Genomic DNA, 18538 nt, shown 5'->3' with positions numbered 1-18538 from the left:
GGCTAGAAATCCACTGTCCTAAAAGGGAGTTGACAGCCCTCTACCGTACAGCCGGGCGCAGTGGATACCTTCCGGCTCATGAATCCCTTGAGACTTGGCGGAATACCCCTCGGTGCCGCCCTCGGCGCCGCCCTTCTCGCCGCCTCCGCGGCCGCCCCGCCCGCCACCGCCGCCCCTGCTCCCGCCACCGCCCCCGCCGGGCGGCAGGCCCCCACCGCCGAGGAGCAGCGCCTGTCCGGCCCCGTGCCGCAGGAGATCCTGCGCCGCGGCGGATTCGCGGACACGGCCCCGGACTTCGCCGCCGCCCTGGCCCGTACGCGCACCCTGCCGCAGGCGCAGCGCCTCGCGACGGCCGAGGGGCGGCGGCTGTGGCGGCGGGCGGTGGACCGGGCGCAGGGCCGCGGGCCGGGCCCGGAGCGTGCCGGAGACCTGAGCCGGGACGACGACCGCCCGCTGTACTGGGCGCGGCTCGGCATGACCCGCGCCCTACGGGAATGGAAGCCCGCCTTCCGGCTGTCCGGGCCGCAGCGCGCCGAGCTCACCGGCCGCGTCGAGCGCTCTTCGCGCGGCCAGGACTCCATCGAGCTCCCCGCCGGCGAGCAGGTCAGGCGCGTCCTCATCACCGGCTTCGACCCGTTCCAGCTCGACGCGGACCCCCGCCGCTCCAACCCCTCCGGCGCGGCCGCGCTCGCCCTGGACGGCACGACGATCGACACCCCGGCCGGCCCGGCGCGCATCGAGGCCGCCGTCTTCCCCGTCCGCTGGGCGGACTTCGCCGACGGCACCGTGGAACGGACGCTGCTGCCGCACTTCCGGCCGGGCCCCCGCCGGGTGGATCTCTTCACCACGATCAGCCAGGGCCGCCCCGGCCGCTTCGACGTCGAGCGCACCAACGGTGCCTGGCGCGGCGGCTACCCGGACAACGCGAACGTCTCCCGCACGGAGACCGTGCCGGTGCCGCCCGGCGTCCCGACCGTGCACCCGCAGCCGCAGTGGACGTCCACCAGCCTCCCGTACGCGGCGATCACCGCGGCCGCCACCGGGCCGTTCCCCGTGCACGACAACACCGAGGTCACGGAGATCCCGGCGGGCGCCACCGAGCCCGTCGACCGGCCGGACGGGCCGACCCCCGGCTCGACCGCCCGCGCGGGCGGCGGAGGCGACTACCTCTCCAACGAGATCGCCTACCGGGCGACTCTGCTGCGCGACGCCGTGCGCCTGAACGTACCGGGCGGGCACCTGCACACTCCGGTGCTGCAGTTCGGCCGGGGCAACGCGGATCCGGCGACCGGCACGGTCACCGACCCCGAATTCGTACGCAACCGGCTCGCGATCGTCGCGCAGGTGCGGTCGATCACAGGGGTGGCCGTCGCGGCCGGCCGGACGTCATGATGGCCGGATGATCATTGCTGCAGCTCAGTTCACCGCCCGGCCGTGCGACATCGAAGCGAACGCCGCCCGGATGGCCGCGTTCGTGACCGAGGCGGGGGAGCGCGGCGCCGCGCTCGTCGTCTTCGCCGAACTCGCCGCCACCGGCTACGAACTGGACGCGATCATCGGCGGGGGCGACCGGCTGGTCATGGAGCCGGGCGACCCGCGGCTCGCCCCCGTGCGGGACGCGTGCCGCACGGCGGGCGTCGCCGCCCTGGTCAACTGCGCGGGCCGGACCGCCGCGGGCACGACGATCACCAGCTACGTCTACGGCCCGGACGGCGCCCTCCTCACCCGCTACGACAAGGTGCACGTGACGGACACGGAGCGGGCCGCGGGCTTCGCGGCGGGGACGGGCGAGGGCCGGTTCACGCTCCACGGCGTCCGCTTCGCGCACGTCATCTGCTATGACGCCCACTTCCCCGAGTGCGCGGCCCGCGCTGCCGCCGACGGGTGCAGCGTGCTGCTCGCCAGCTCGCTGTACGGGCGGGGCGGCGGCGCACAGGAGCGGATGGGGATCTTCCCCGCGCTGGCGAAGGCCGGCGGCCTCCACGTCCTGCTCGCCAATCACTGCGGCCCGTCGGGCCCGTACGACGCCTGCGGCCTCAGCGCGGTGTGGGCGCCGGACGGCACCGTGCTCGCGGAGGGCTCGGCCACGGAGGCGGAGCTGGTGCCGGCCGGGCTGCCCCTCGGCTGAGAGCCGGCTGACCCTCGGCTGAGAGCCTGCCCCGGTCCTCAGCCGAGGGCTGCGCCCTCGTCCTCCGGTCGGGGCCCGGGGCCGCCGGAGGCGTCCTCCGCGGCGGCCTCTTCCCCCATGAGGTCCCGGACGAGCAGCGTCGCACCGGCCACCGCGCCCGGCATCACGAACACCGCCACGAACGGCACCAGGAACAGCAGCGTCAGCGGCACCCCGAAGCCCAGCGCGAGCAGCTTGCGCGAGCGCAGCAGCCGCAGCCGCTCGCGCAGCGGCACGCCACGGCGCTGCAGGGCGACGGCGGTGAGCTCCTCGGCGAGGAAGAAGCCGGAGACGCAGAAGCCGAGGGCCGGGATCACGGTCTGCCCGACGACGGGCACGAAACCGAGCGCGAAGAGCAGCACGCCCCAGACGGCGACGCGCACGAGCACCGCGAGGCTCTCGCGGGCCGCGATCCACAGCTCGCGCCAGAGCGGCAGCCCGGACTCGGGGACGTCGCCGCCCTCGGAGCGGTCGACCCGCTCGGACAGCTCCTCGTAGAAGGGCTGGCCCACCAGCAGGGTCACGGCGGTGAAGGAGATGAGGGCCAGCAGCAGGCCGCCGCCGAAGAGGAGGACGGTCAGCGCGCCCCGGAACAGGCCGGCCCAGGGGGAGGACCAGCCGTCGGCGAAGGGCGTGGCCCAGCCGACGGCGTCGCCCGCGTACAGGGCGAGGCAGACGACCGCCGCCGCGTAGCCGGCGAGGGTGATGAGCCCGGGCAGCAGCCCGAACCCCCACTGCCGCCGGTTGCGCGCCACCCAGCGCTGGCCCTTGCCCAGGTACGTCAGTCCCGCCATGAGATCTCGCATGGCGGGAAGGCTATCCGCCTTAGAACGTGACGATCATCTTGCCGGTGTTCTCGCCCCGCAGCATGCCCAGGAAGGCTTCCAGGGCGTTCTCGACGCCGTGGACGACCGTCTCGCGGTACTTGAGCTCGCCGGAGCGCACCCAGCCGCCGACCTCCTGGACGAACTGCGGCTGCAGCGCCTTGTGGTCCGCGACGATCATGCCCTGCAGGCGCAGCCGCTTGCCGATGATCGCGATCATGTTGCGCGGGCCGGGCTGGGGGACGGTGTCGTTGTAGCCCGCGATGGCGCCGCAGAGGGTGGCGCGGCCGTGCGGCTTCATCGCGCCGATCGCGGCTTCCAGGTGCTCGCCGCCGACGTTGTCGAAGTAGACGTCGACGCCGTCGGGCGCGACCTGCTTGAGCTGCTCGGCGACCGGGCCGTTCTTGTAGTTGAAGGCGGCGTCGAAGCCGTACTCCTCGACGAGGGCCTTGACCTTCTCGTCCGTGCCCGCGCTGCCGACGACGCGCGAGGCGCCCTTGAGCCGGGCGATCTGGCCGACCTGGAGGCCGACCGCGCCCGCGGCGCCGGAGACGAAGACGGCGTCGCCCTCCTTGAAGGAGGCGACCTCCAGCAGGCCCGCGTAGGCGGTCAGGCCCGGCATGCCGAGCACGCCGAGGTAGGTGGACAGCGGCGCGAGCTCCGGGTCGACCTTGACCGCGTGTGCGGCCTCGACCAGGGCGTACTCCCGCCAGCCGAGGCTGTGCAGGACGTGGTCGCCGGGCCGGAAGGCGTCGCTGCGCGAGGCGACGACCTCGCCGACCGCGCCGCCCTCCATGGGCCGGTCGAGCTGGAAGGGCGCGATGTAGGAGCGGGCGTCGTTCATCCGGCCGCGCATGTACGGGTCCACCGACATGTGGATGTTGCGCACCAGGATCTGCCCCTCGCCGGGCTCGGGCACGGCCGTCTCCCGCAGCGCGAACTCCTCGGGCTTCGGCCAGCCGTGCGGGCGGGCGACGAGGTGCCATTCACGGCTGGTGGTGGGCGTGGCGGACATGGGACGCGGCCTCCTGGTGGACGAGCAAAAGGTTCAGTAACTGAAACAACCATGCTCCTCGATATTTCATGTTGTCAAGCAACCGGGTAACCTGGAGGGCATGGTCCCCCGAATCGATGCCCTGACCCGTGAGGTCGTCGACCTCATCGCGGCCGTCGTGGCCCGCTACCACGAGGAGTACGAGGAGGCGGCGGCCAAGCACGCGCTCACCGGCGCCCAGGCCAAGGTCCTCGCCCTGCTCGCGCGCGAGCCCCTGCCGATGCGCCGCATCGCCCAGCTCCTGAAGTGCGAGCCGTCCAACGTCACCGGCATCGTCGACCGCCTGGAGGCCCGCGGCCTGGTGGAGCGGCGGCCCGACCCCGACGACCGCCGCATCAAGCTCGCAGCGGCCACTGCGGCCGGCCTCGACACCGCCGGCCGCCTGAGCGAGTCGCTGGACTTCGCCCGCGAGCCGCTCGCCGGCCTCTCGGCCGAGGAGCGCGGGGTCCTGCGGGACCTGCTCCGGCGGATGCTGGGAACCGGCGCGTAGCGCGCCTCCCGCCGCCCCCTACGCGGGGAAGCGCAGGTCCGCCGCCCGGGCCACCGTGCCCAGGCGCGGCATGTCCAGCGTCACCGACGCCCGGTGCTCCTCCGCCGTCAGCGCGCTCATCGCATCCTCCGCGAACACCAGCCCGTAGCCGTGGTCGGCGGCCGCACGGGCCGTCGACTCCACGCCCAGGTTGGTGGCGAACCCGCCCAGGACGAGCGTCCGCACGCCGCGCTCGCGCAGCCGCGCGTCCAGGTCCGTGCCGTGGAAGGCGCCGACCGAGCGCTTCACCACCTCGACGTCGCCCTCCTCGGCGAACCCCGCGAGCAGCCCGCTCCCCGGCGGCTGCTCCGGCACCCCCGGCCGCTCGGTGCGCACCACGACCACCGTTCCCCCGGACTTCCGGAACGACCGCGCCAACTCCGCCGCCCTGCGGACCACTTCGTCCCCGCTGCGCGGAGCGAGGGGGAGCGCGACCATGCGCTCCATCAGGTCGACGAGGACGAGGGCGGTGCGCTTCGGGTCGATTTCCGTCATGGCCAGACGGTACCGGCCGGGCACGGACCGCGGGCGGCCTCCGGAACGCCTCCGGGATGACGATAGGTAAAGCTTGTCCGACGTCCACGTGGCCGCAGATGCCCGGCAGGGACGGAAGTTGACCCACGCAGGGGTGAACTTGCTTATGAGTAAGGTCTGTTCATCGGATACCGTGCTGATGAGCAGGCGCGAACGCCCGCCCGGACGCGGCTTTGGCCAAAGCCGGGGGCGTGCAGTGCGCGTGCACGCGGTGCCGGATGTCCGGAGCGAGGGTACGTACGCCCGCGCCGCGCGCAGGCCGCACGACCGCGTCTGACCGGGGCGGGGCCACCTGACAGGTCCCGCCCCGAGCCACCTTCCGGCCTCAGGCCGGGTGCTTCTCCGCGGTGATGGTCCGGTAGGCCAGCGCCGCCAGCTCCCCCTGGCCCTTCCTGCTCGGGTGGAACCAGTCCCACTTGCTGAGCGCCTCGCTCGTGAAGTCGTAGCTGTGGACGGCGCCGTCGTAGCGGCACAGCGCGTCCCGGCCGCAGACGTCCTTCAGGATCGCGTTGTACTCGGCGACCCGCTTGACGACCTGGGCGCGGCGCTGCTCCGCCGCCGGGTCGGCGGACTCGGAGTCCTTGAGCATCGACGGGCAGATGCCCAGCTTCCAGACCGTCTTGGCGTAGCCGTTCACGCGGCCCTGCGACCACAGGCGCTGCAGGTCGGGCACGCCGGCCACGTAGAGCTGCGACTTCGGCAGGGAGGTGCGCAGCTTCTTCACCGAGGCCTCGAAGTCCGCGCGGAACGAGGCCGCCGGCGTCATGTCGGCCACGTTGTCGCGGCACGCGTCATTGGCGCCCAGGAGGACGGTCACCAGCTGCGGCTTGTGGGCGATCGCCGACTGCATCTGCCCCGGGAGATCGGCCATCCGGGCGCCGGTCCGCGCGTAATTCCAGCTGCTGGTCTGCGGCGACACCAGCAGTTTCCGGGCGACGCTGTCGACCTGTGTGCCCGTGGCCCAGGAGACCTCCGGGCAGTCCGCGAACACCGCGCAGGCGTCGAATCCGCGCGTAATGGAGTCGCCCAGCGAGGCGATGGACCCGGGGCGGGTATTCCATGCGGGGGCGGCGGGCGAGGCGCTCGGCTTTCCCGCGGACGTGTCCCCTTCACCGCTGTCACAGCCCGTGACGAGCAGGGCTGCCGAGAAGGCGGAGACCGCTGCGACGGCCGCCCTGGCGGCTCCGCGCACCTTCCGCACCGTGCTGCGGCGCATCGCTTTTTCCCCTCCGGCCGGGTGATATCTGTTCGGGTCCGACGGTACGTCACCGCGGGGGTCCGTTCGCACGGTAGCTTTTCCCCGGGGTGGTTGTACCGGGCCCCGGGGCGGCTTTGCACTTCCGGCACAACTGAAATACGACACGTCACATCCTGTCCCTTTCAGGAGAAATGCTCCCGATGGTGTTTACTGTTGGTAACCTCGCGAGCTGGTGCGGGAGTGGCCATTGGGGCAGAATGTCTCACGCTGTCCCAGGCGGGACCGGTACGGGTGCGAGGCCGCTGGGGAAGGTGAACCTCGAACCGCACTGGAGGTCCCGGTGACGACACGTGGAGTTCTGTATGTGCACTCCGCGCCGCGCGCGCTGTGCCCGCACGTCGAATGGGCGGTCGCGGGTGTGCTCGGTGTGCGGGTCACCCTCGACTGGATCCGGCAACCCGCCTCGCCCGGCACCTGGCGTGCCGAATTCTCCTGGCAGGGCCAGGTCGGTACCGCCTCCAAGCTCGCCTCCGCACTGCGCGGCTGGCACCTCCTGCGCTTCGAGGTGACCGCCGAGCCGTGCGCCACGGCGGAGGGCGAGCGCTACAGCTCCACCCCCGACCTCGGCATCTTCCACGCCGTCACCGGCATCCACGGCGACATCCTCGTCCCCGAGGACCGGCTGCGCGCGGCCCTCGCCCGCGCCGCCCGCGGCGAGACGGAGCTGGGAGCCGAGGTCGCCAAGCTCCTCGGCAAGCCCTGGGACGACGAACTGGAGCCCTTCCGGTACGCGGGAGAGGGCGCACCGGTCCGCTGGCTGCACCAGGTGGTCTGAGGGGGAGTGGGGTAAAGGTCCGATCGCGGGCTGGATAGGGTGATTCATCCCCCTCTCGCGACCGAAGGACGACGCACGCATGACCATGCCCGGGCAGCACTACGGCCACCCCGGGGCGTACTACCCGCCCTACCCGCCTCCGGCGCCCCGCAACGGCCTGGGGACCGCGGCGATGATCGTCGGCATCTGCGGCGCGGCCATCGGGCTCGTCCCCTTCCTCTTCTTCCTGTCGGGCCCGCTCGGGGTGACCGCCCTGATCCTCGGCCTCTGTGCGCTCCGCCTGGTCCGGCGCGGCGAGGCGATGAACCGGGGCATGGCCCTGACCGGCACGATCCTGGGCGGCGTCGCCACGGTCATGGCCGTCGGCGGGCTCCTGCTCATGCTCTTCATCATCGACAAGGCCGACGAGGAGAGCGACGAACCCTACAAGGACCGCGCGCCCGCCGCCGCGGCCCCGGACCCCTCCCCGTCGGCCTCCGCCGCGGAGAAGCCGCTGAAGTTCGGCGAGACGTACACGTACAAGGACGGCGTCACGGTCACCGTCGCCGAGCCCGAGGAGTACGAGCTTGACCGGATCGCCGTCGGCCACGGGGAGGGGAACCTGGCCCTCCGGCTGAAGGTCACGATCGTCAACAACAGCAAGGACACGCTCGACCTCCGTACTCACGTCCCGTACGTGCGCGACGCCGACGGCGCCAGGGCCTCGGAGATCTTCGACGGCCGCGGCGCGACCAAGGTCTTCACCGGCAAGCTGCTGCCGGGCAAGCGGGCGACGACCGGGTTCACGTACTCGGTGCCGCCGTCGGCCGCGAAGGAACTCCAGGTGGAGACCGGAGCGAACAACGACCGCCCGGACGTGATGTGGACCGGCCCGGGCCGTGAGAAACGGCAGCTGGAAACGGAAGCTGGAAACGGCAGCGGCCCGCCCCGGGGTGCCGGGGCGGGCCGCCGTGCCTAGCGGGGGCGCGGTCAGACCGAGCGCAGCGCCAGGACCACGTTGTGGCCGCCGAAGCCGAACGAGTTGTTGATCGCGGCGATCGGGCCCTCGGCGGGGAGGGCGCGCGGCTCGTCGCGGACGATGTCCGCGTCGATGTCCTCGTCCAGGTCGTCGACGTTGATGGTCGGCGGGGCCGTGCGGTGGTGCAGGGCGAGGACGGTCATGACCGTCTCGATGCCGCCCGCGCCGCCCAGCAGGTGGCCGGTCATCGACTTGGTCGCGGAGACCGCGACGTGGTCGAGATCGTCGCCGAGGACCTTGCGCAGCGCCTTGATCTCGGCCGCGTCACCCTGCGGGGTGGACGTGGCGTGCGCGTTGAGGTGCACGACCTCGGACGGCTTGAGGTCGGTGCTGTCGAGCAGGCTCTGCAGCGCGGCGGCGATGCCGCGGCCCGTCGGCTCGGGCTGGGCGATGTGGTGGCTGTCCGCGGACAGGCCCTGGCCCAGCACCTCGCAGTAGACCCGCGCGCCGCGGCGGGCGGCGTGCTCGGCGGACTCGAGGATCACGACGCCGGCGCCCTCGCCGAGGACGAAGCCGTCACGGGCCTTGTCGTACGGGCGGGAGGCCTTCTCGGGCTCCTCGTTGTTCTTGGACATCGCCATCATGTTGGCGAAGGCCGTGATGGGCAGCGGGTGGATCGCCGCCTCGGTGCCGCCGGCGACGACCACGTCGGCGCGGCCGGTGCGGATCATCTCGACGGCGTAGCCGATGGCCTCGGCGCCGGAGGCACAGGCGCTGACCGGGGTGTGCACGCCCGCCTGGGCGTTCACCTCCAGGCCGACGTTGGCCGAGGGGCTGTTCGGCATGAGCATGGGCACGGTGTGCGGGGAGACGCGGCGGACGCCCTTCTCCTTGAGCACGTCGTACTGGTCGAGCAGGGTGGTCACGCCGCCGATGCCGGAGGCGATGACGGTGCCGAGGCGCTCGGGGGCGATGGAGGAGTCCTCGCCGGCCTTGGCGGTGTAGCCCGCGTCGGCCCAGGCCTCACGGGCCGCGATCAGCGCGAACTGCGCCGAGCGGTCCAGCTTGCGGGCGAGCGGGCGGGGCAGGACATCACCGGGGTCCACCGCCGCGGAAGCGGCGATGCGGACCGGAAGGTCCGCGAAGCGCTCACCTTCGAGGGGCTTGACGCCGGACCGGCCGGCGAGCAGAGCCTCCCAGGTCGTCGCGCTGTCGCCACCCAGCGGTGTGGTTGCGCCGATACCGGTGACGACCACGGTGCGATTGGTCGAGCTCACAGGAATTCTGTCTCCACGTGTAGAGGTGCTGGTGAAACCGCCACCGCTGGGGTGGCGACGAACGCTTCGGTCAGTCCTGGTGCTTCAGGATGTAGCCCGCGGCGTCGCCGACGGTCTTGAGGCCCTTGACGTCCTCGTCAGGGATCTTGACGTCGAAGCGCTCCTCGGCGGCGACGACGACCTCGACCATGGACAGCGAGTCGACGTCCAGGTCGTCGGTGAAGGACTTGTCCAGCTGGACGTCCTCGACCGGGATGCCGGCGATCTCGTTGACGATCTCGGCGAGGCCCTTGAGGATCTCTTCCTGGGTGGCGGCCATGTGCGGCGCTCCTTCTATCTGTGCGGTGGAACTGCGTGGTAAGGAACTGCTGGTGCGGTGAGCTCCGCGCAGCGAGGTGGTGCCGGGCTGCGCGGATCTCGCCTAGGGGAGGGTAACGACCGTGGCGGCGTAGACGAGACCCGCCCCGAACCCGATGACGAGCGCGGTGTCCCCGCTCTTCGCCGCGCCGGTGGCCAGGAGCCGCTCCATGGCCAGCGGAATGGAGGCCGCGGACGTGTTGCCCGTGGTCTCCACGTCACGGGCGACCGTGACGCTCTCCGGCAGCTTGAGGGTCTTGACCATCGAGTCGATGATCCGCATGTTGGCCTGGTGCGGGATGAAGACGTCCAGGTCCTCCGCACTGACGCCGGCGTCGTCCAGCGCCTGCTGGGCGACCTTGGCCATCTCGAAGACGGCCCAGCGGAAGACCGCCTGGCCCTCCTGCGTGATGGCCGGGTAACGGAGCTCGTCGAGGGCCTTGCGGGCCTCGGGGCCGTCACCGCCGGGCACGGGGGTGGTGCGGTAGGCGTCCCACCCCAGGGTCTGCTTGATGGTGTGCGACTTGTCGCCCTCGGAGCCCCAGACGGTGGGGCCGATGGCCGGCTCGTCGGAGGGGCCGACGACCACGGCGCCCGCGCCGTCGCCGAAGAGGAAGGCCGTAGCGCGGTCCTCCAGGTCGGTCAGGTCCGACAGCCGCTCGACGCCGATGACGACGACGTACTCGGCCGAACCCTCGACGACCAGGCCCTTGGCCAGCGTCAGCCCGTAGCCGAAGCCCGCGCAGCCCGCCGAGATGTCGAAGGCGGCCGGCTTGCCCGCGCCGATCCTGTGCGCGATCTCGGTCGCGATGGCCGGGGTCTGGTGGAAGTGCGAAACCGTCGAGACGACCACGGCGCCGACCTGCTCCGGGGTGATGCCCGCGTCGGCGATGGCCTTGCCGGCCGCCTCGACCGACATCGCGGACACCGTCTCCTCCGGACCGGCCCAGTGCCGCGTCGCGATACCGGAGCGCGAGCGGATCCACTCGTCCGAGGAGTCGATGTACTTCAGGATCTCCTCGTTCGGCACCACCCGGGTGGGGCGGTAGCCGCCCACGCCGAGAATGCGCGCGTACGGGGCGCCCTTGCTCGGCTTGATCTTCGAGGTCATGCTCTGAGGCTCCTTATTCGGCCGGGGACCCGGCGGGTGCGGCGTGCTCGGCGATCAGCTCACGGGCTGCGTCGAGGTCGGCCGGCGACTTCAGGGCCAGGGTCTTCACGCCGGGAAGGGCACGCTTGGCCAGACCGGTCAGCGTACCGCCGGGGGCCACCTCGACCAGGGCCGTGACGCCGAGCTCCTTGAAGGTCTCCATGCACAGGTCCCAGCGGACCGGGTTGGCCACCTGGCCGACCAGCCGCTGCACGACCTCCGCGCCCGAGGCGACGACGGCGCCGTCCTTGTTCGAGACGTAGCGGGTGTGCGGCTCGGCGGGGGAGAGCTCCTGCACCGCGGCCCCCAGGGCCGACACGGCCGGGGCCATGTGGTGCGTGTGGAACGCGCCCGCCACCTTCAGGGCGACGACCTTGCGGGTGCCCTCGGGCTTGTCCTCCGCGAGCGCGGCCAGCTGCGCGGCGGTGCCGGCGGCCACGATCTGGCCCGCGCCGTTGACGTTGGCGGGGGTCAGGCCGAGCTTCTCCAGGTGCGGCAGGACGACCTCGGGGTCGCCGCCGAGCAGCGCGGACATACCGGTCTCGGTGACGGCGGCGGCCTCGGCCATGGCCAGACCGCGCTTGCGGACCAGCTCCATGGCGGAGCGCTCCGGCAGCACGCCGGTCAGCGCCGCCGCGGCGAGCTCGCCCACGCTGTGGCCCGCGGCCGCACCCACCAGGCGGGCGAAGTCCTCCGCCGTCGGGAACAGCTGCCGGGCCGAGACCAGCGCCGACGCGACCAGCAGCGGCTGGGCGACGGCGGTGTCGCGGATCTCGTCCGCGTCGGCCTTCGTGCCGTAGTGGACCAGGTCCAAGTCGATGGCGGCGGACCACTCACGGAGCCGGTCTTCGACACCGGGGAGGTCGAGCCAGGGGGTCAGGAAGCCGGGCGTCTGAGCGCCCTGGCCGGGAGCGACGAGTACGAGCACCCTCACACTCTCTCTCGTGGACGGCTCCGGCCACCCGTGGGGATGGGGACCAAGAACCGTCAGGGGAATTGTTGACGTTCGACAAAAGGCTAGAGGGCCGTCTCCGTGTCGGCCAGACGCCCCAGGATGAGCGCGATCCGCAGCGTGAACGCCGACCGGACATCGGAGGGTGACCACCCGGTGACGTCCGTCACACGTCGGAGGCGGTATCTCACGGTGTTGGGATGGACGAACAGCATCCGTGCCGCACCTTCCAAGCTACTCGCCTGCTCCAGGTAGACACTCAGCGTCTCCAGCAGAGCCGAGCCCGCTTCCTGGAGCGGTCTGTAGATCTCCTCCACCAGCTGATCGCGGGCCGTGGTGTCCCCGGCCATCGCCCGCTCCGGCAGCAGATCGTCCGCCGGAACCGGGCGCGGGGCGTCCGGCCAGGCCGCGCACGCCTTCAGACCGGCCGCCGCGGCCTGCGCCGAGCGCGTCGCCGACAGCAGGTCCGGCACCACCGGGCCGGCCACCACCGGGCCCGCCGCGAACGGCCCGATCAGCGCCTTGGCCGTCTGCAGCGGATTGTCGGAGCCGCCCGCGATCACCACCAGGCGGTCGCCGAGCACCCCCGTCAGCACCTGCACCTTGGCGTGCCGCGCCGCGCGCCGGATCGCCTCGACCGTCAGCTCGCTGTCCCCGTTCGGGGCGGTGCCGAGCACCACGCAGACGTGCGCCGGGGCGCTCCAGCCGAGGGCCGCGGCCCGGGACAGGGCGCCCTCGTCCGCCTCGCCCGACAGCACCGCGTTGACCACCAGCGACTCCAGCCGGGCGTCCCACGCGCCCCGCGCCTCGGCGGCCTGCGCGTAGACCTGGGCGGTGGCGAAGGCGATCTCGCGGGCGTAGACGAGCAGCGCCTCCCGCAGCACGCCCTCGTCGCCGGGGGCCGCCACTTCGTCGATCGCCGACTCCATGACCTCGATGGTCGTCCGCACCATCTCCACCGTCTGGCGCAAAGTGATCGCCCGCGTCAGCTCGCGCGGGGCCGTGCCGAACACGTCCGTGCTGATGGCCTGCGGGGTCTCCGGATGCCGGAACCACTCCGTGAAGGCCGCGATGCCGGCCTGGGCGACCAGGCCGATCCACGACCGGTTCTCCGGGGGCATCGCCCGGTACCACGGCAGCTGGGCATCCATGCGGGCGATGGCGGCGGCGGCCAGCGTGCCGGATGACTTCTCCAGGCGGCGGAGGGTGGCGCTGTGCGGATGCGGGGTGTTAGCGGCGGGTTCAGGCACGGGGACAAGCCTGCCTTATTCGGGTCCGGTGCGGGGTCGCCGGGCTACCGTAGCCCGATGACGCACGTACAGCGGTCCGTCCAGCGCGCCGGTGAACGCTTCCGCGGCGGCGACCCGGACGCCGGGATCGAGACCTGGCACGCCTTCTCCTTCTCCGGCTTCTACGACCCCGACAACGTGCGGTTCGGGCCGCTCGCCGCCTGCAACGAGGAGCGGCTCGCCGCCGGCGCCGGCTTCGCGGAGCACCCGCACCGTGACGTCGAGATCGTCACGTGGGTGGTCGAGGGGGAGCTCACCCACGAGGACTCCACCGGGCACATCGACATCGTGCGGCCCGGTGACGTGCAGCGGCTCAGCGCCGGAGCCGGCGTCCACCACTCGGAGCGGAACGAGGGCGAGGCGCCCCTGCGTTTCGTGCAGATGTGGCTGACCCCGTCGGAATACGGCGGCGAGCCCTCGTACGAGGTGGTGCGGGAAGTCGCCGACGGGACCCCCTACGCCCTGCCCGGGGCGGAGGCGGTGCTGCATGTGCGGCGGCTGCGGGCCGGGCAGCGGGCTTCCCTGCCGGGGGCGCCCTGGTTGTATGTGCACGTGGTGCGAGGGACCGTCCGGCTGGACGGGGAACTGCTGGACGCCGGAGACGCGGCGCGGCTGCTCGACGCGCCGGAGACCGAGGCCGAGGCCGTCGGCACCGACGCGGAGCTGCTCGCCTGGGAGATGCACGCCGAGCCGCACTTCGGCTGAGCGGGCCGGAAGACTCCCTTACGGGAGTTCGGCCAGGACCGCGTCCGTCAGGGCCGGCCAGACCTCGATCGCCCACGGCCCGAACGCGCGGTCCGTCAGAGCGACGCACGCCGCGCCCGCGGCGGGGTCCACCCACAGGAACGTTCCCGACTGCCCGAAGTGACCGTACGTGCGGGGCGAGGACGACGCGCCCGTCCAGTGCGGGGACTTGCCGTCGCGGATCTCGAAGCCGAGGCCCCAGTCGTTCGGGCGCTGGTGCCCGTAGCCGGGGAGGATCCCGGTGAGGCCGGGGAAGGCCACCGACGTCGCCCCCGCCACGGTCTCCGGCGAGAGCAGCCGCGGCGCCTGCAGCTCCGCGGCGAAGCGCACCAGGTCTGCGACGGTGGAGACGCCGTCCTTGGCGGGCGAGCCCGGGAGGTCCGTCGCCGTCATCCCCAGCGGCTCCAGCACCGCCTCCCGCAGGTAGTCCGCGAAGGGGATGTCCGTGGCCTTGGCGATGTGGTCGCCGAGCACCTCGAAGCCGGCGTTGGAGTACAGCCGCCGCGTGCCCGGTTCCGCCATGGCCCGGTGCTCGTCGAAGGCCAGGCCGGAGGTGTGGGCGAGGAGGTGGCGGACCGTCGAGCCCGCGGGACCGGCCGGCTCGTCCAGCTCGACCGCACCCTCCTCGACGGCGACGAGCGCGGCGTAGGCGGCGAGCGGTTTGGTGACGGAGGCCAGCGGGAAGCGGTGCTCCACCGGGCCGTGGGCGCCCGCCGTCGTGCCGTCGGCCCGTACGACCGCCGCCGCAGCGGTGTCCACCGGCCAGTTCTCGATCATCCGCAGGCTCTGCATGGATCCGAGCCTATCCCGGCCCCGCCGCCCGGCCGCTCCGGCCAAGATTCCCCCAAGTCTTCGCTTGCCTGGAGTGCACTCGAACTCTCTAGCGTTGTGGTCATCGCAAGGGCGACGACTGCGAACGCCCGCGAACAGGGGGAAGCTCGATGACCGTCTTGGACACCGCACCTGCCGTCGTGGACACCACACCGCCGGCCGCCGTGTGCACCGTGCTGGAACGGCAGCGCCACGGCCGCCCGCCGGGGCGCGACCGCTACACGATCAGCGAAGTGGCGGACTGCACGGGGCTGTCGGTCCACACGCTGCGCTGGTACGAGCGGATCGGGCTGATGCCGCACGTGGACCGCTCCCACACCGGCCAGCGCCGCTACACGGACCGGGACCTGGACTGGCTGGACCTGGTGGGGCGGCTCCGCCTGACCGGCATGCCGGTGGCCGACATGGTCCGCTACGCACGGCTCGTCCGCGAGGGCGAGCACACGCTGGCCGAGCGGGAACGGCTGCTGACCGCGCACCGCGAGGACGTCCGCAAGCGCATCGCGGAGCTGCGCAGCACCCTCGAGGTACTGGACTACAAGATCGACATATATGGCGAAGCCCGGCGACGGGCCGAGGCCGCCGAAGGGGCCTGAAGCACTCATGAGCAACAGCGACGACAAGATGGCGACCGCCACCCTCGGCACCGGCGGCCCCGAGGTGGGCGTGCAGGGGCTCGGCTGCATGGGCATGAGCGCGGCCTACGGCCCGACGACCGATCAGGACGAGGCCCGGGCGACCCTGGAGCGGGGCCTCGAACTGGGCGTCACGCTCTACGACACCGCCGACTTCTACGGCTCCGGCGAGAACGAGAAGTTCATCGCGCCGTTCATCCGGGCCCACCGCGACGAGGTCGTCCTGGCCACCAAGTTCGCCCTCGGGGTGGACCCTGAGAACCCGCAGGTGCGGACGATCCGCAACGACCGCCCGTACATGCGGCAGGCCGTGGAGGCCAGCCTGCAGCGGCTCGGCGTCGACGAGATCGACCTCTACTACATGCACCGGCGCGACGTGAACGTCCCCATCGAGGAGACGGTCGGCGCCATGGCCGAACTGGTCGCCGAGGGCAAGGTCAAGCACCTGGGCCTCAGCGAGGTCACCGCCGGCGAACTGCGCGCCGCGCAGGCCGTGCACCCGATCGCCGCCGTGCAGTCGGAGTGGTCGCTCTTCAGCCGCGACATCGAGACGCACGTGGTGCCGGCGGCGCGGGAGCTGGGCGTGGCCCTCGTGCCCTACTCCCCGCTCGGGCGGGGCTTCCTGACCGGCTCCTTCGTGCGGGCCGAGAGCGAGCTGTCGGGCGAGGACTTCCGCCGCACCATGCCGCGCTTCACCGGAGCGAACGCGGAGACGAACGCGGCGCTGCTGGAGCCGGTCCGGCGGATCGCGCAGCAGCGCGGCATCTCCCCGGGCCAGGTGGCCCTGGCCTGGGTCCAGCAGCAGGCGCAGGTACACGGCCTGACGGTCGTTCCGATCCCGGGCACGCGCCGCCGCTCCCGCCTGGAGGAGAACACGAGCGCGACCCGCATCACCTTGACGGCGGACGAGCTCGCGGCCCTGGAGCCGATCGCGGACAAGGTCGCGGGCGGCCGGTACGCCGACATGGCGTTCACCTCGGCCGGCCGCGAGTGACACGGCGCGGGTGAACACGGCCCGGGCGGGGCGGCGCGGGTGACGTCCCGTCACTGCCCGCCCGGAGCCACCAGCCCCGACTCGTAGGCGAAGATCACGGCCTGGGCACGGTCGCGCAGGCCCAGCTTGGCCAGGACCCGGCCGATGTGCGTCTTGACGGTCTGCTCGGCGAGCACCAGGGACGCCGCGATCTCCTGGTTGGACAATCCTCGCGCGATGAGTTCGAGGACTTCGGTCTCGCGCGGCGTGAGCCCGTTCAGCCGCAGGGAGGGGCCCTTGCGGCGGGCGGGGCGCTGCTTGGCGAAGTCGGCGATCAGACGGCGCGTCACGGACGGGGCCAGCAGGGCCTCCCCGGCGGCGACGACCCGGACGGCCGAGATCAGGTCCGCGGGCGGGGCGTCCTTCAGCAGGAAGCCGGAGGCGCCCGCGCGCAGCGCCTCGTACACGTAGTCGTCCACGTCGAACGTCGTCAGCATCAGCACCTTCGGGCGGTGGTGCACGCCGGGCGGGGGGTCGAGGAGCCGCCGTGCGGCCTCCAGCCCGTCCATCTCGGGCATCCGGACGTCCATCAGCACGACGTCCGGATGGGCGCTGCGGCCCAGCTCCACGCCCTGCCGCCCGTCCGCGGCATCGCCGACGACGTCGATGTCGGGCTGCGCGGCCAGCAGCGCGGCGAAGCCCGCCCGCACCATGGCCTGGTCGTCGACGATGATCACCTTGATGGTCATGCGGTGCGGGAGTCCTCTTCTGTTCCTGTGGTGGCCGTGAGTGCTTCCGTGGGGAATCCCGTGCCCGGCTCCGCAGCGAGCGGGAGCCGGGCGGCGACGCGGAAGCCGCCGCCGTCCAGCGGGCCGGTGTCGAGCGTGCCGCCGACCAGGCGCACCCGCTCCCGCATGCCGACCAGCCCGTGGCCCGTGCCGCCGGTCTCCACCGGCGGCGCGTCCCGGTCCGCCGCGGCGGTGTTGACGACCAGCACCATCAGACCCGTGCCGGCCTCGTCGACGGACACCGACACCCGCGTCTTCGCCCCCGGCGCGTGCCGGACGACATTGGCCAGGGCCTCCTGGACGATGCGGTACGCGGAGAGGTCCACGGTCTGCGGCAAGGTGTCCGGCAGCGGTTCCGGCATGGCCAGCTCCACCGGCAGCCCGGACCGTACGGTCGCCTCGACCAGCTGCGGGATCCGTGCGACGCCCGGCTGCGGCGCCCGCTCGGGCCCGCCGCCCCCGTCTCCGCCGGAGGCGTCCTCGCTGCGCAGCACCCCCAGCAGGCGGCGCATCTCGGTCAGCGACTCCCGCGCCGTGGCGGCGATCGCGCCGAACTCCTCGCGCGCCTGCTCCGGCAGGCCCTCGATGCGGTACGGGGCGCTGTCCGCCTGCACGGTGATCACCGACATGTGGTGGGCCACGACGTCGTGCAGTTCGCGGGCGATGCGGGTGCGCTCCTCCAGCAGGGTGCGCCGGGCCCGCTCGGCCTCGCTGATGGTCTCCTGCTCCGCCAGCGCCCGCCGCGCGTCGCCGCGCTCGCGCAGGGCCCCGGCGAGCAGCATCAGCATGCCGCCGACCACGAACGCGGTGATCCAGACGCCGGAGGAGCTGCGCTCCGGCACCAGGCCCCGCAGGACCGCGCCCGCGACGCCCGTGGCCAGCCAGACGGCGACGATCGTCGGGCGCCGCTCCCGCATGCCGACCGCGAGCATCAGCAGCAGCATGCCGATGACGGTCATCGGCGGCCACGGCCAGGGCCAGTCGCCCTTGACGGGCTCGGACAGCACGGCCACCGCCGCCGCGAGGTCCGCCGCGAAGGCGATCGCCCAGGCGAGCAGGGGCCTGCGGACGGCGACGAGCAGCGGCACGGTCTGGGCGACGCCGAGGGACAGCGCGAGGCCGAAGCCCAGGCCGTACTCCTGCGCCAGGGCGTTACCCGTCAGCGGCAGCAGCAGGGCGGTGAACAGCCAGGCGAGCACGTAGGGCAGCTTTCGCACCCAGCGCCGGCGCGACCGGCCGCACAGTGGCACGGGCGGCCCTGCGGGGGTGCAGACGTCGATCACGAAGGCGCGCGCCCGGGCGAGGGGGACAGGGAGTGACTGGGGCATGACCCCTTCAGCCTAGGCCGCGACCCCGGCAGGGACGTCACCCCAGGGTGGGGGCTTGCGGGTCATACCGGGGTAGCACCGGTAGCAGGCGCGCGCCGTGACTCAGGGTCACAGC

20 protein-coding genes are annotated in these 18538 nt (G+C 72.8%); 8 read left to right on the top strand and 12 right to left on the bottom strand.

Annotation, left to right across the window (positions count from 1 at the left end):
• Nucleotides 1–78 precede the first annotated feature (78 nt).
• Nucleotides 79–1392, top strand: a complete 1314-nt coding sequence (locus FGW37_RS10150; RefSeq protein ID WP_179080771.1) for a pyroglutamyl peptidase — start codon at nucleotides 79–81, stop codon at nucleotides 1390–1392.
• A gap of 7 nt (nucleotides 1393–1399) precedes the next feature.
• On the top strand, nucleotides 1400–2128 hold the full coding sequence (locus FGW37_RS10145) for a carbon-nitrogen hydrolase family protein (protein ID WP_179080770.1): 729 nt from the start codon (nucleotides 1400–1402) through the stop codon (nucleotides 2126–2128).
• 38 nt (nucleotides 2129–2166) lie between these two features.
• On the opposite strand, the gene FGW37_RS10140 is transcribed toward FGW37_RS10145, so the two are convergent.
• The gene (locus FGW37_RS10140; protein ID WP_179080769.1) at nucleotides 2167–2973 is read right to left on the bottom strand and encodes an EI24 domain-containing protein; all 807 of its coding nucleotides are present in this window, start codon (nucleotides 2971–2973) and stop codon (nucleotides 2167–2169) included.
• 19 nt (nucleotides 2974–2992) lie between these two features.
• Entirely contained in the window at nucleotides 2993–4006 is a 1014-nt protein-coding gene (locus FGW37_RS10135) for an NADP-dependent oxidoreductase (RefSeq protein ID WP_179080768.1), read from the bottom strand.
• 100 nt (nucleotides 4007–4106) lie between these two features.
• Between FGW37_RS10135 and FGW37_RS10130 the strand changes: the two genes are divergently transcribed.
• Nucleotides 4107–4535 carry a MarR family winged helix-turn-helix transcriptional regulator gene (locus FGW37_RS10130; protein ID WP_179080767.1) on the top strand — a complete coding sequence of 143 codons (429 nt, stop codon included), beginning with the start codon at nucleotides 4107–4109 and terminating at the stop codon, nucleotides 4533–4535.
• Nucleotides 4536–4553: 18 nt separating this feature from the next.
• Here FGW37_RS10130 and FGW37_RS10125 read toward each other — a convergent pair whose 3' ends face one another.
• Both FGW37_RS10125 and FGW37_RS10120 read right to left on the bottom strand, forming a co-directional pair.
• Entirely contained in the window at nucleotides 4554–5069 is a 516-nt protein-coding gene (locus FGW37_RS10125) for an isochorismatase family protein (RefSeq protein ID WP_179080766.1), read from the bottom strand.
• Nucleotides 5070–5433: 364 nt separating this feature from the next.
• On the bottom strand, nucleotides 5434–6324 hold the full coding sequence (locus FGW37_RS10120; RefSeq protein WP_179080765.1) for an SGNH/GDSL hydrolase family protein: 891 nt from the start codon (nucleotides 6322–6324) through the stop codon (nucleotides 5434–5436).
• Between the two features lie 322 nt (nucleotides 6325–6646).
• Between FGW37_RS10120 and FGW37_RS10115 the strand changes: the two genes are divergently transcribed.
• Both FGW37_RS10115 and FGW37_RS10110 read left to right on the top strand, forming a co-directional pair.
• Nucleotides 6647–7141: a DUF3145 domain-containing protein gene (locus FGW37_RS10115; RefSeq protein ID WP_179080764.1), complete on the top strand. Its 495-nt coding sequence runs from the start codon at nucleotides 6647–6649 to the stop codon at nucleotides 7139–7141.
• A gap of 79 nt (nucleotides 7142–7220) precedes the next feature.
• Nucleotides 7221–8099, top strand: coding sequence for a DUF4190 domain-containing protein (locus tag FGW37_RS10110; RefSeq protein WP_179080763.1), 879 nt, complete (start codon nucleotides 7221–7223; stop codon nucleotides 8097–8099).
• A gap of 11 nt (nucleotides 8100–8110) precedes the next feature.
• Here the strand turns inward: FGW37_RS10110 and fabF are convergent, their stop codons facing one another.
• The 5 genes from fabF to FGW37_RS10085 form a co-directional block, all read right to left on the bottom strand.
• Nucleotides 8111–9376: a beta-ketoacyl-ACP synthase II gene (fabF, locus tag FGW37_RS10105; RefSeq protein ID WP_179080762.1), complete on the bottom strand. Its 1266-nt coding sequence runs from the start codon at nucleotides 9374–9376 to the stop codon at nucleotides 8111–8113.
• 70 nt (nucleotides 9377–9446) lie between these two features.
• A complete protein-coding gene (locus tag FGW37_RS10100; protein WP_179080761.1) occupies nucleotides 9447–9695 on the bottom strand; it encodes an acyl carrier protein in 249 nt (82 codons plus the stop codon).
• 102 nt (nucleotides 9696–9797) lie between these two features.
• Nucleotides 9798–10844 carry a ketoacyl-ACP synthase III gene (locus tag FGW37_RS10095; protein ID WP_179080760.1) on the bottom strand — a complete coding sequence of 349 codons (1047 nt, stop codon included), beginning with the start codon at nucleotides 10842–10844 and terminating at the stop codon, nucleotides 9798–9800.
• A 13-nt stretch (nucleotides 10845–10857) separates the two neighbouring features.
• Nucleotides 10858–11811, bottom strand: coding sequence for an ACP S-malonyltransferase (locus FGW37_RS10090; protein WP_179080759.1), 954 nt, complete (start codon nucleotides 11809–11811; stop codon nucleotides 10858–10860).
• 89 nt (nucleotides 11812–11900) lie between these two features.
• Nucleotides 11901–13085: a PucR family transcriptional regulator gene (locus FGW37_RS10085; protein WP_058044581.1), complete on the bottom strand. Its 1185-nt coding sequence runs from the start codon at nucleotides 13083–13085 to the stop codon at nucleotides 11901–11903.
• Nucleotides 13086–13142: 57 nt separating this feature from the next.
• On the opposite strand from FGW37_RS10085, the gene FGW37_RS10080 reads away from it, so the two are divergent.
• Nucleotides 13143–13829, top strand: a complete 687-nt coding sequence (locus FGW37_RS10080) for a pirin family protein (RefSeq protein WP_179080758.1) — start codon at nucleotides 13143–13145, stop codon at nucleotides 13827–13829.
• An 18-nt stretch (nucleotides 13830–13847) separates the two neighbouring features.
• Here FGW37_RS10080 and FGW37_RS10075 read toward each other — a convergent pair whose 3' ends face one another.
• Entirely contained in the window at nucleotides 13848–14660 is an 813-nt protein-coding gene (locus FGW37_RS10075; RefSeq protein WP_179080757.1) for a serine hydrolase domain-containing protein, read from the bottom strand.
• 149 nt (nucleotides 14661–14809) lie between these two features.
• Between FGW37_RS10075 and FGW37_RS10070 the strand changes: the two genes are divergently transcribed.
• Together FGW37_RS10070 and FGW37_RS10065 are read left to right on the top strand one after the other, a co-directional pair.
• Nucleotides 14810–15295: a MerR family transcriptional regulator gene (locus FGW37_RS10070; protein ID WP_179080756.1), complete on the top strand. Its 486-nt coding sequence runs from the start codon at nucleotides 14810–14812 to the stop codon at nucleotides 15293–15295.
• 7 nt (nucleotides 15296–15302) lie between these two features.
• Nucleotides 15303–16328, top strand: coding sequence for an aldo/keto reductase (locus FGW37_RS10065; protein WP_179080755.1), 1026 nt, complete (start codon nucleotides 15303–15305; stop codon nucleotides 16326–16328).
• Nucleotides 16329–16378: 50 nt separating this feature from the next.
• Here FGW37_RS10065 and FGW37_RS10060 read toward each other — a convergent pair whose 3' ends face one another.
• Nucleotides 16379–17056, bottom strand: coding sequence for a response regulator (locus tag FGW37_RS10060; protein ID WP_179080754.1), 678 nt, complete (start codon nucleotides 17054–17056; stop codon nucleotides 16379–16381).
• Nucleotides 17053–18423, bottom strand: a complete 1371-nt coding sequence (locus FGW37_RS10055; protein ID WP_179080753.1) for a sensor histidine kinase — start codon at nucleotides 18421–18423, stop codon at nucleotides 17053–17055. Before FGW37_RS10055 ends, FGW37_RS10060 begins: the two co-directional genes overlap by 4 nt.
• Nucleotides 18424–18538: the final 115 nt, after the last annotated feature.

The organism is Streptomyces rectiverticillatus, from assembly GCF_013394065.1.
GTDB lineage: Bacteria > Actinomycetota > Actinomycetes > Streptomycetales > Streptomycetaceae > Streptomyces > Streptomyces rectiverticillatus.
The sequence above is the reverse complement of the archived record's forward strand: the minus strand, read 5'-3'. Positions and strand labels throughout refer to the sequence as shown.

Excerpts from the sequence above, each read along its gene's own strand:
- FGW37_RS10055 (WP_179080753.1), bottom strand. The coding sequence starts at position 18,423 with ATGCCCCAGTCACTCCCTGTCCCCCTCGCCCGGGCGCGCGCCTTCGTG.
- FGW37_RS10070 (WP_179080756.1), top strand. The coding sequence starts at position 14,810 with ATGACCGTCTTGGACACCGCACCTGCCGTCGTGGACACCACACCGCCG.
- FGW37_RS10140 (WP_179080769.1), bottom strand. The coding sequence starts at position 2,973 with ATGCGAGATCTCATGGCGGGACTGACGTACCTGGGCAAGGGCCAGCGC.
- FGW37_RS10060 (WP_179080754.1), bottom strand. The coding sequence starts at position 17,056 with ATGACCATCAAGGTGATCATCGTCGACGACCAGGCCATGGTGCGGGCG.
- FGW37_RS10100 (WP_179080761.1), bottom strand. The coding sequence starts at position 9,695 with ATGGCCGCCACCCAGGAAGAGATCCTCAAGGGCCTCGCCGAGATCGTC.
- FGW37_RS10110 (WP_179080763.1), top strand. The coding sequence starts at position 7,221 with ATGACCATGCCCGGGCAGCACTACGGCCACCCCGGGGCGTACTACCCG.
- FGW37_RS10130 (WP_179080767.1), top strand. The coding sequence starts at position 4,107 with ATGGTCCCCCGAATCGATGCCCTGACCCGTGAGGTCGTCGACCTCATC.
- FGW37_RS10145 (WP_179080770.1), top strand. The coding sequence starts at position 1,400 with ATGATCATTGCTGCAGCTCAGTTCACCGCCCGGCCGTGCGACATCGAA.
- FGW37_RS10150 (WP_179080771.1), top strand. The coding sequence starts at position 79 with ATGAATCCCTTGAGACTTGGCGGAATACCCCTCGGTGCCGCCCTCGGC.
- FGW37_RS10075 (WP_179080757.1), bottom strand. The coding sequence starts at position 14,660 with ATGCAGAGCCTGCGGATGATCGAGAACTGGCCGGTGGACACCGCTGCG.
- FGW37_RS10135 (WP_179080768.1), bottom strand. The coding sequence starts at position 4,006 with ATGTCCGCCACGCCCACCACCAGCCGTGAATGGCACCTCGTCGCCCGC.
- FGW37_RS10080 (WP_179080758.1), top strand. The coding sequence starts at position 13,143 with ATGACGCACGTACAGCGGTCCGTCCAGCGCGCCGGTGAACGCTTCCGC.
- FGW37_RS10120 (WP_179080765.1), bottom strand. The coding sequence starts at position 6,324 with ATGCGCCGCAGCACGGTGCGGAAGGTGCGCGGAGCCGCCAGGGCGGCC.
- FGW37_RS10125 (WP_179080766.1), bottom strand. The coding sequence starts at position 5,069 with ATGACGGAAATCGACCCGAAGCGCACCGCCCTCGTCCTCGTCGACCTG.
- FGW37_RS10065 (WP_179080755.1), top strand. The coding sequence starts at position 15,303 with ATGAGCAACAGCGACGACAAGATGGCGACCGCCACCCTCGGCACCGGC.
- FGW37_RS10095 (WP_179080760.1), bottom strand. The coding sequence starts at position 10,844 with ATGACCTCGAAGATCAAGCCGAGCAAGGGCGCCCCGTACGCGCGCATT.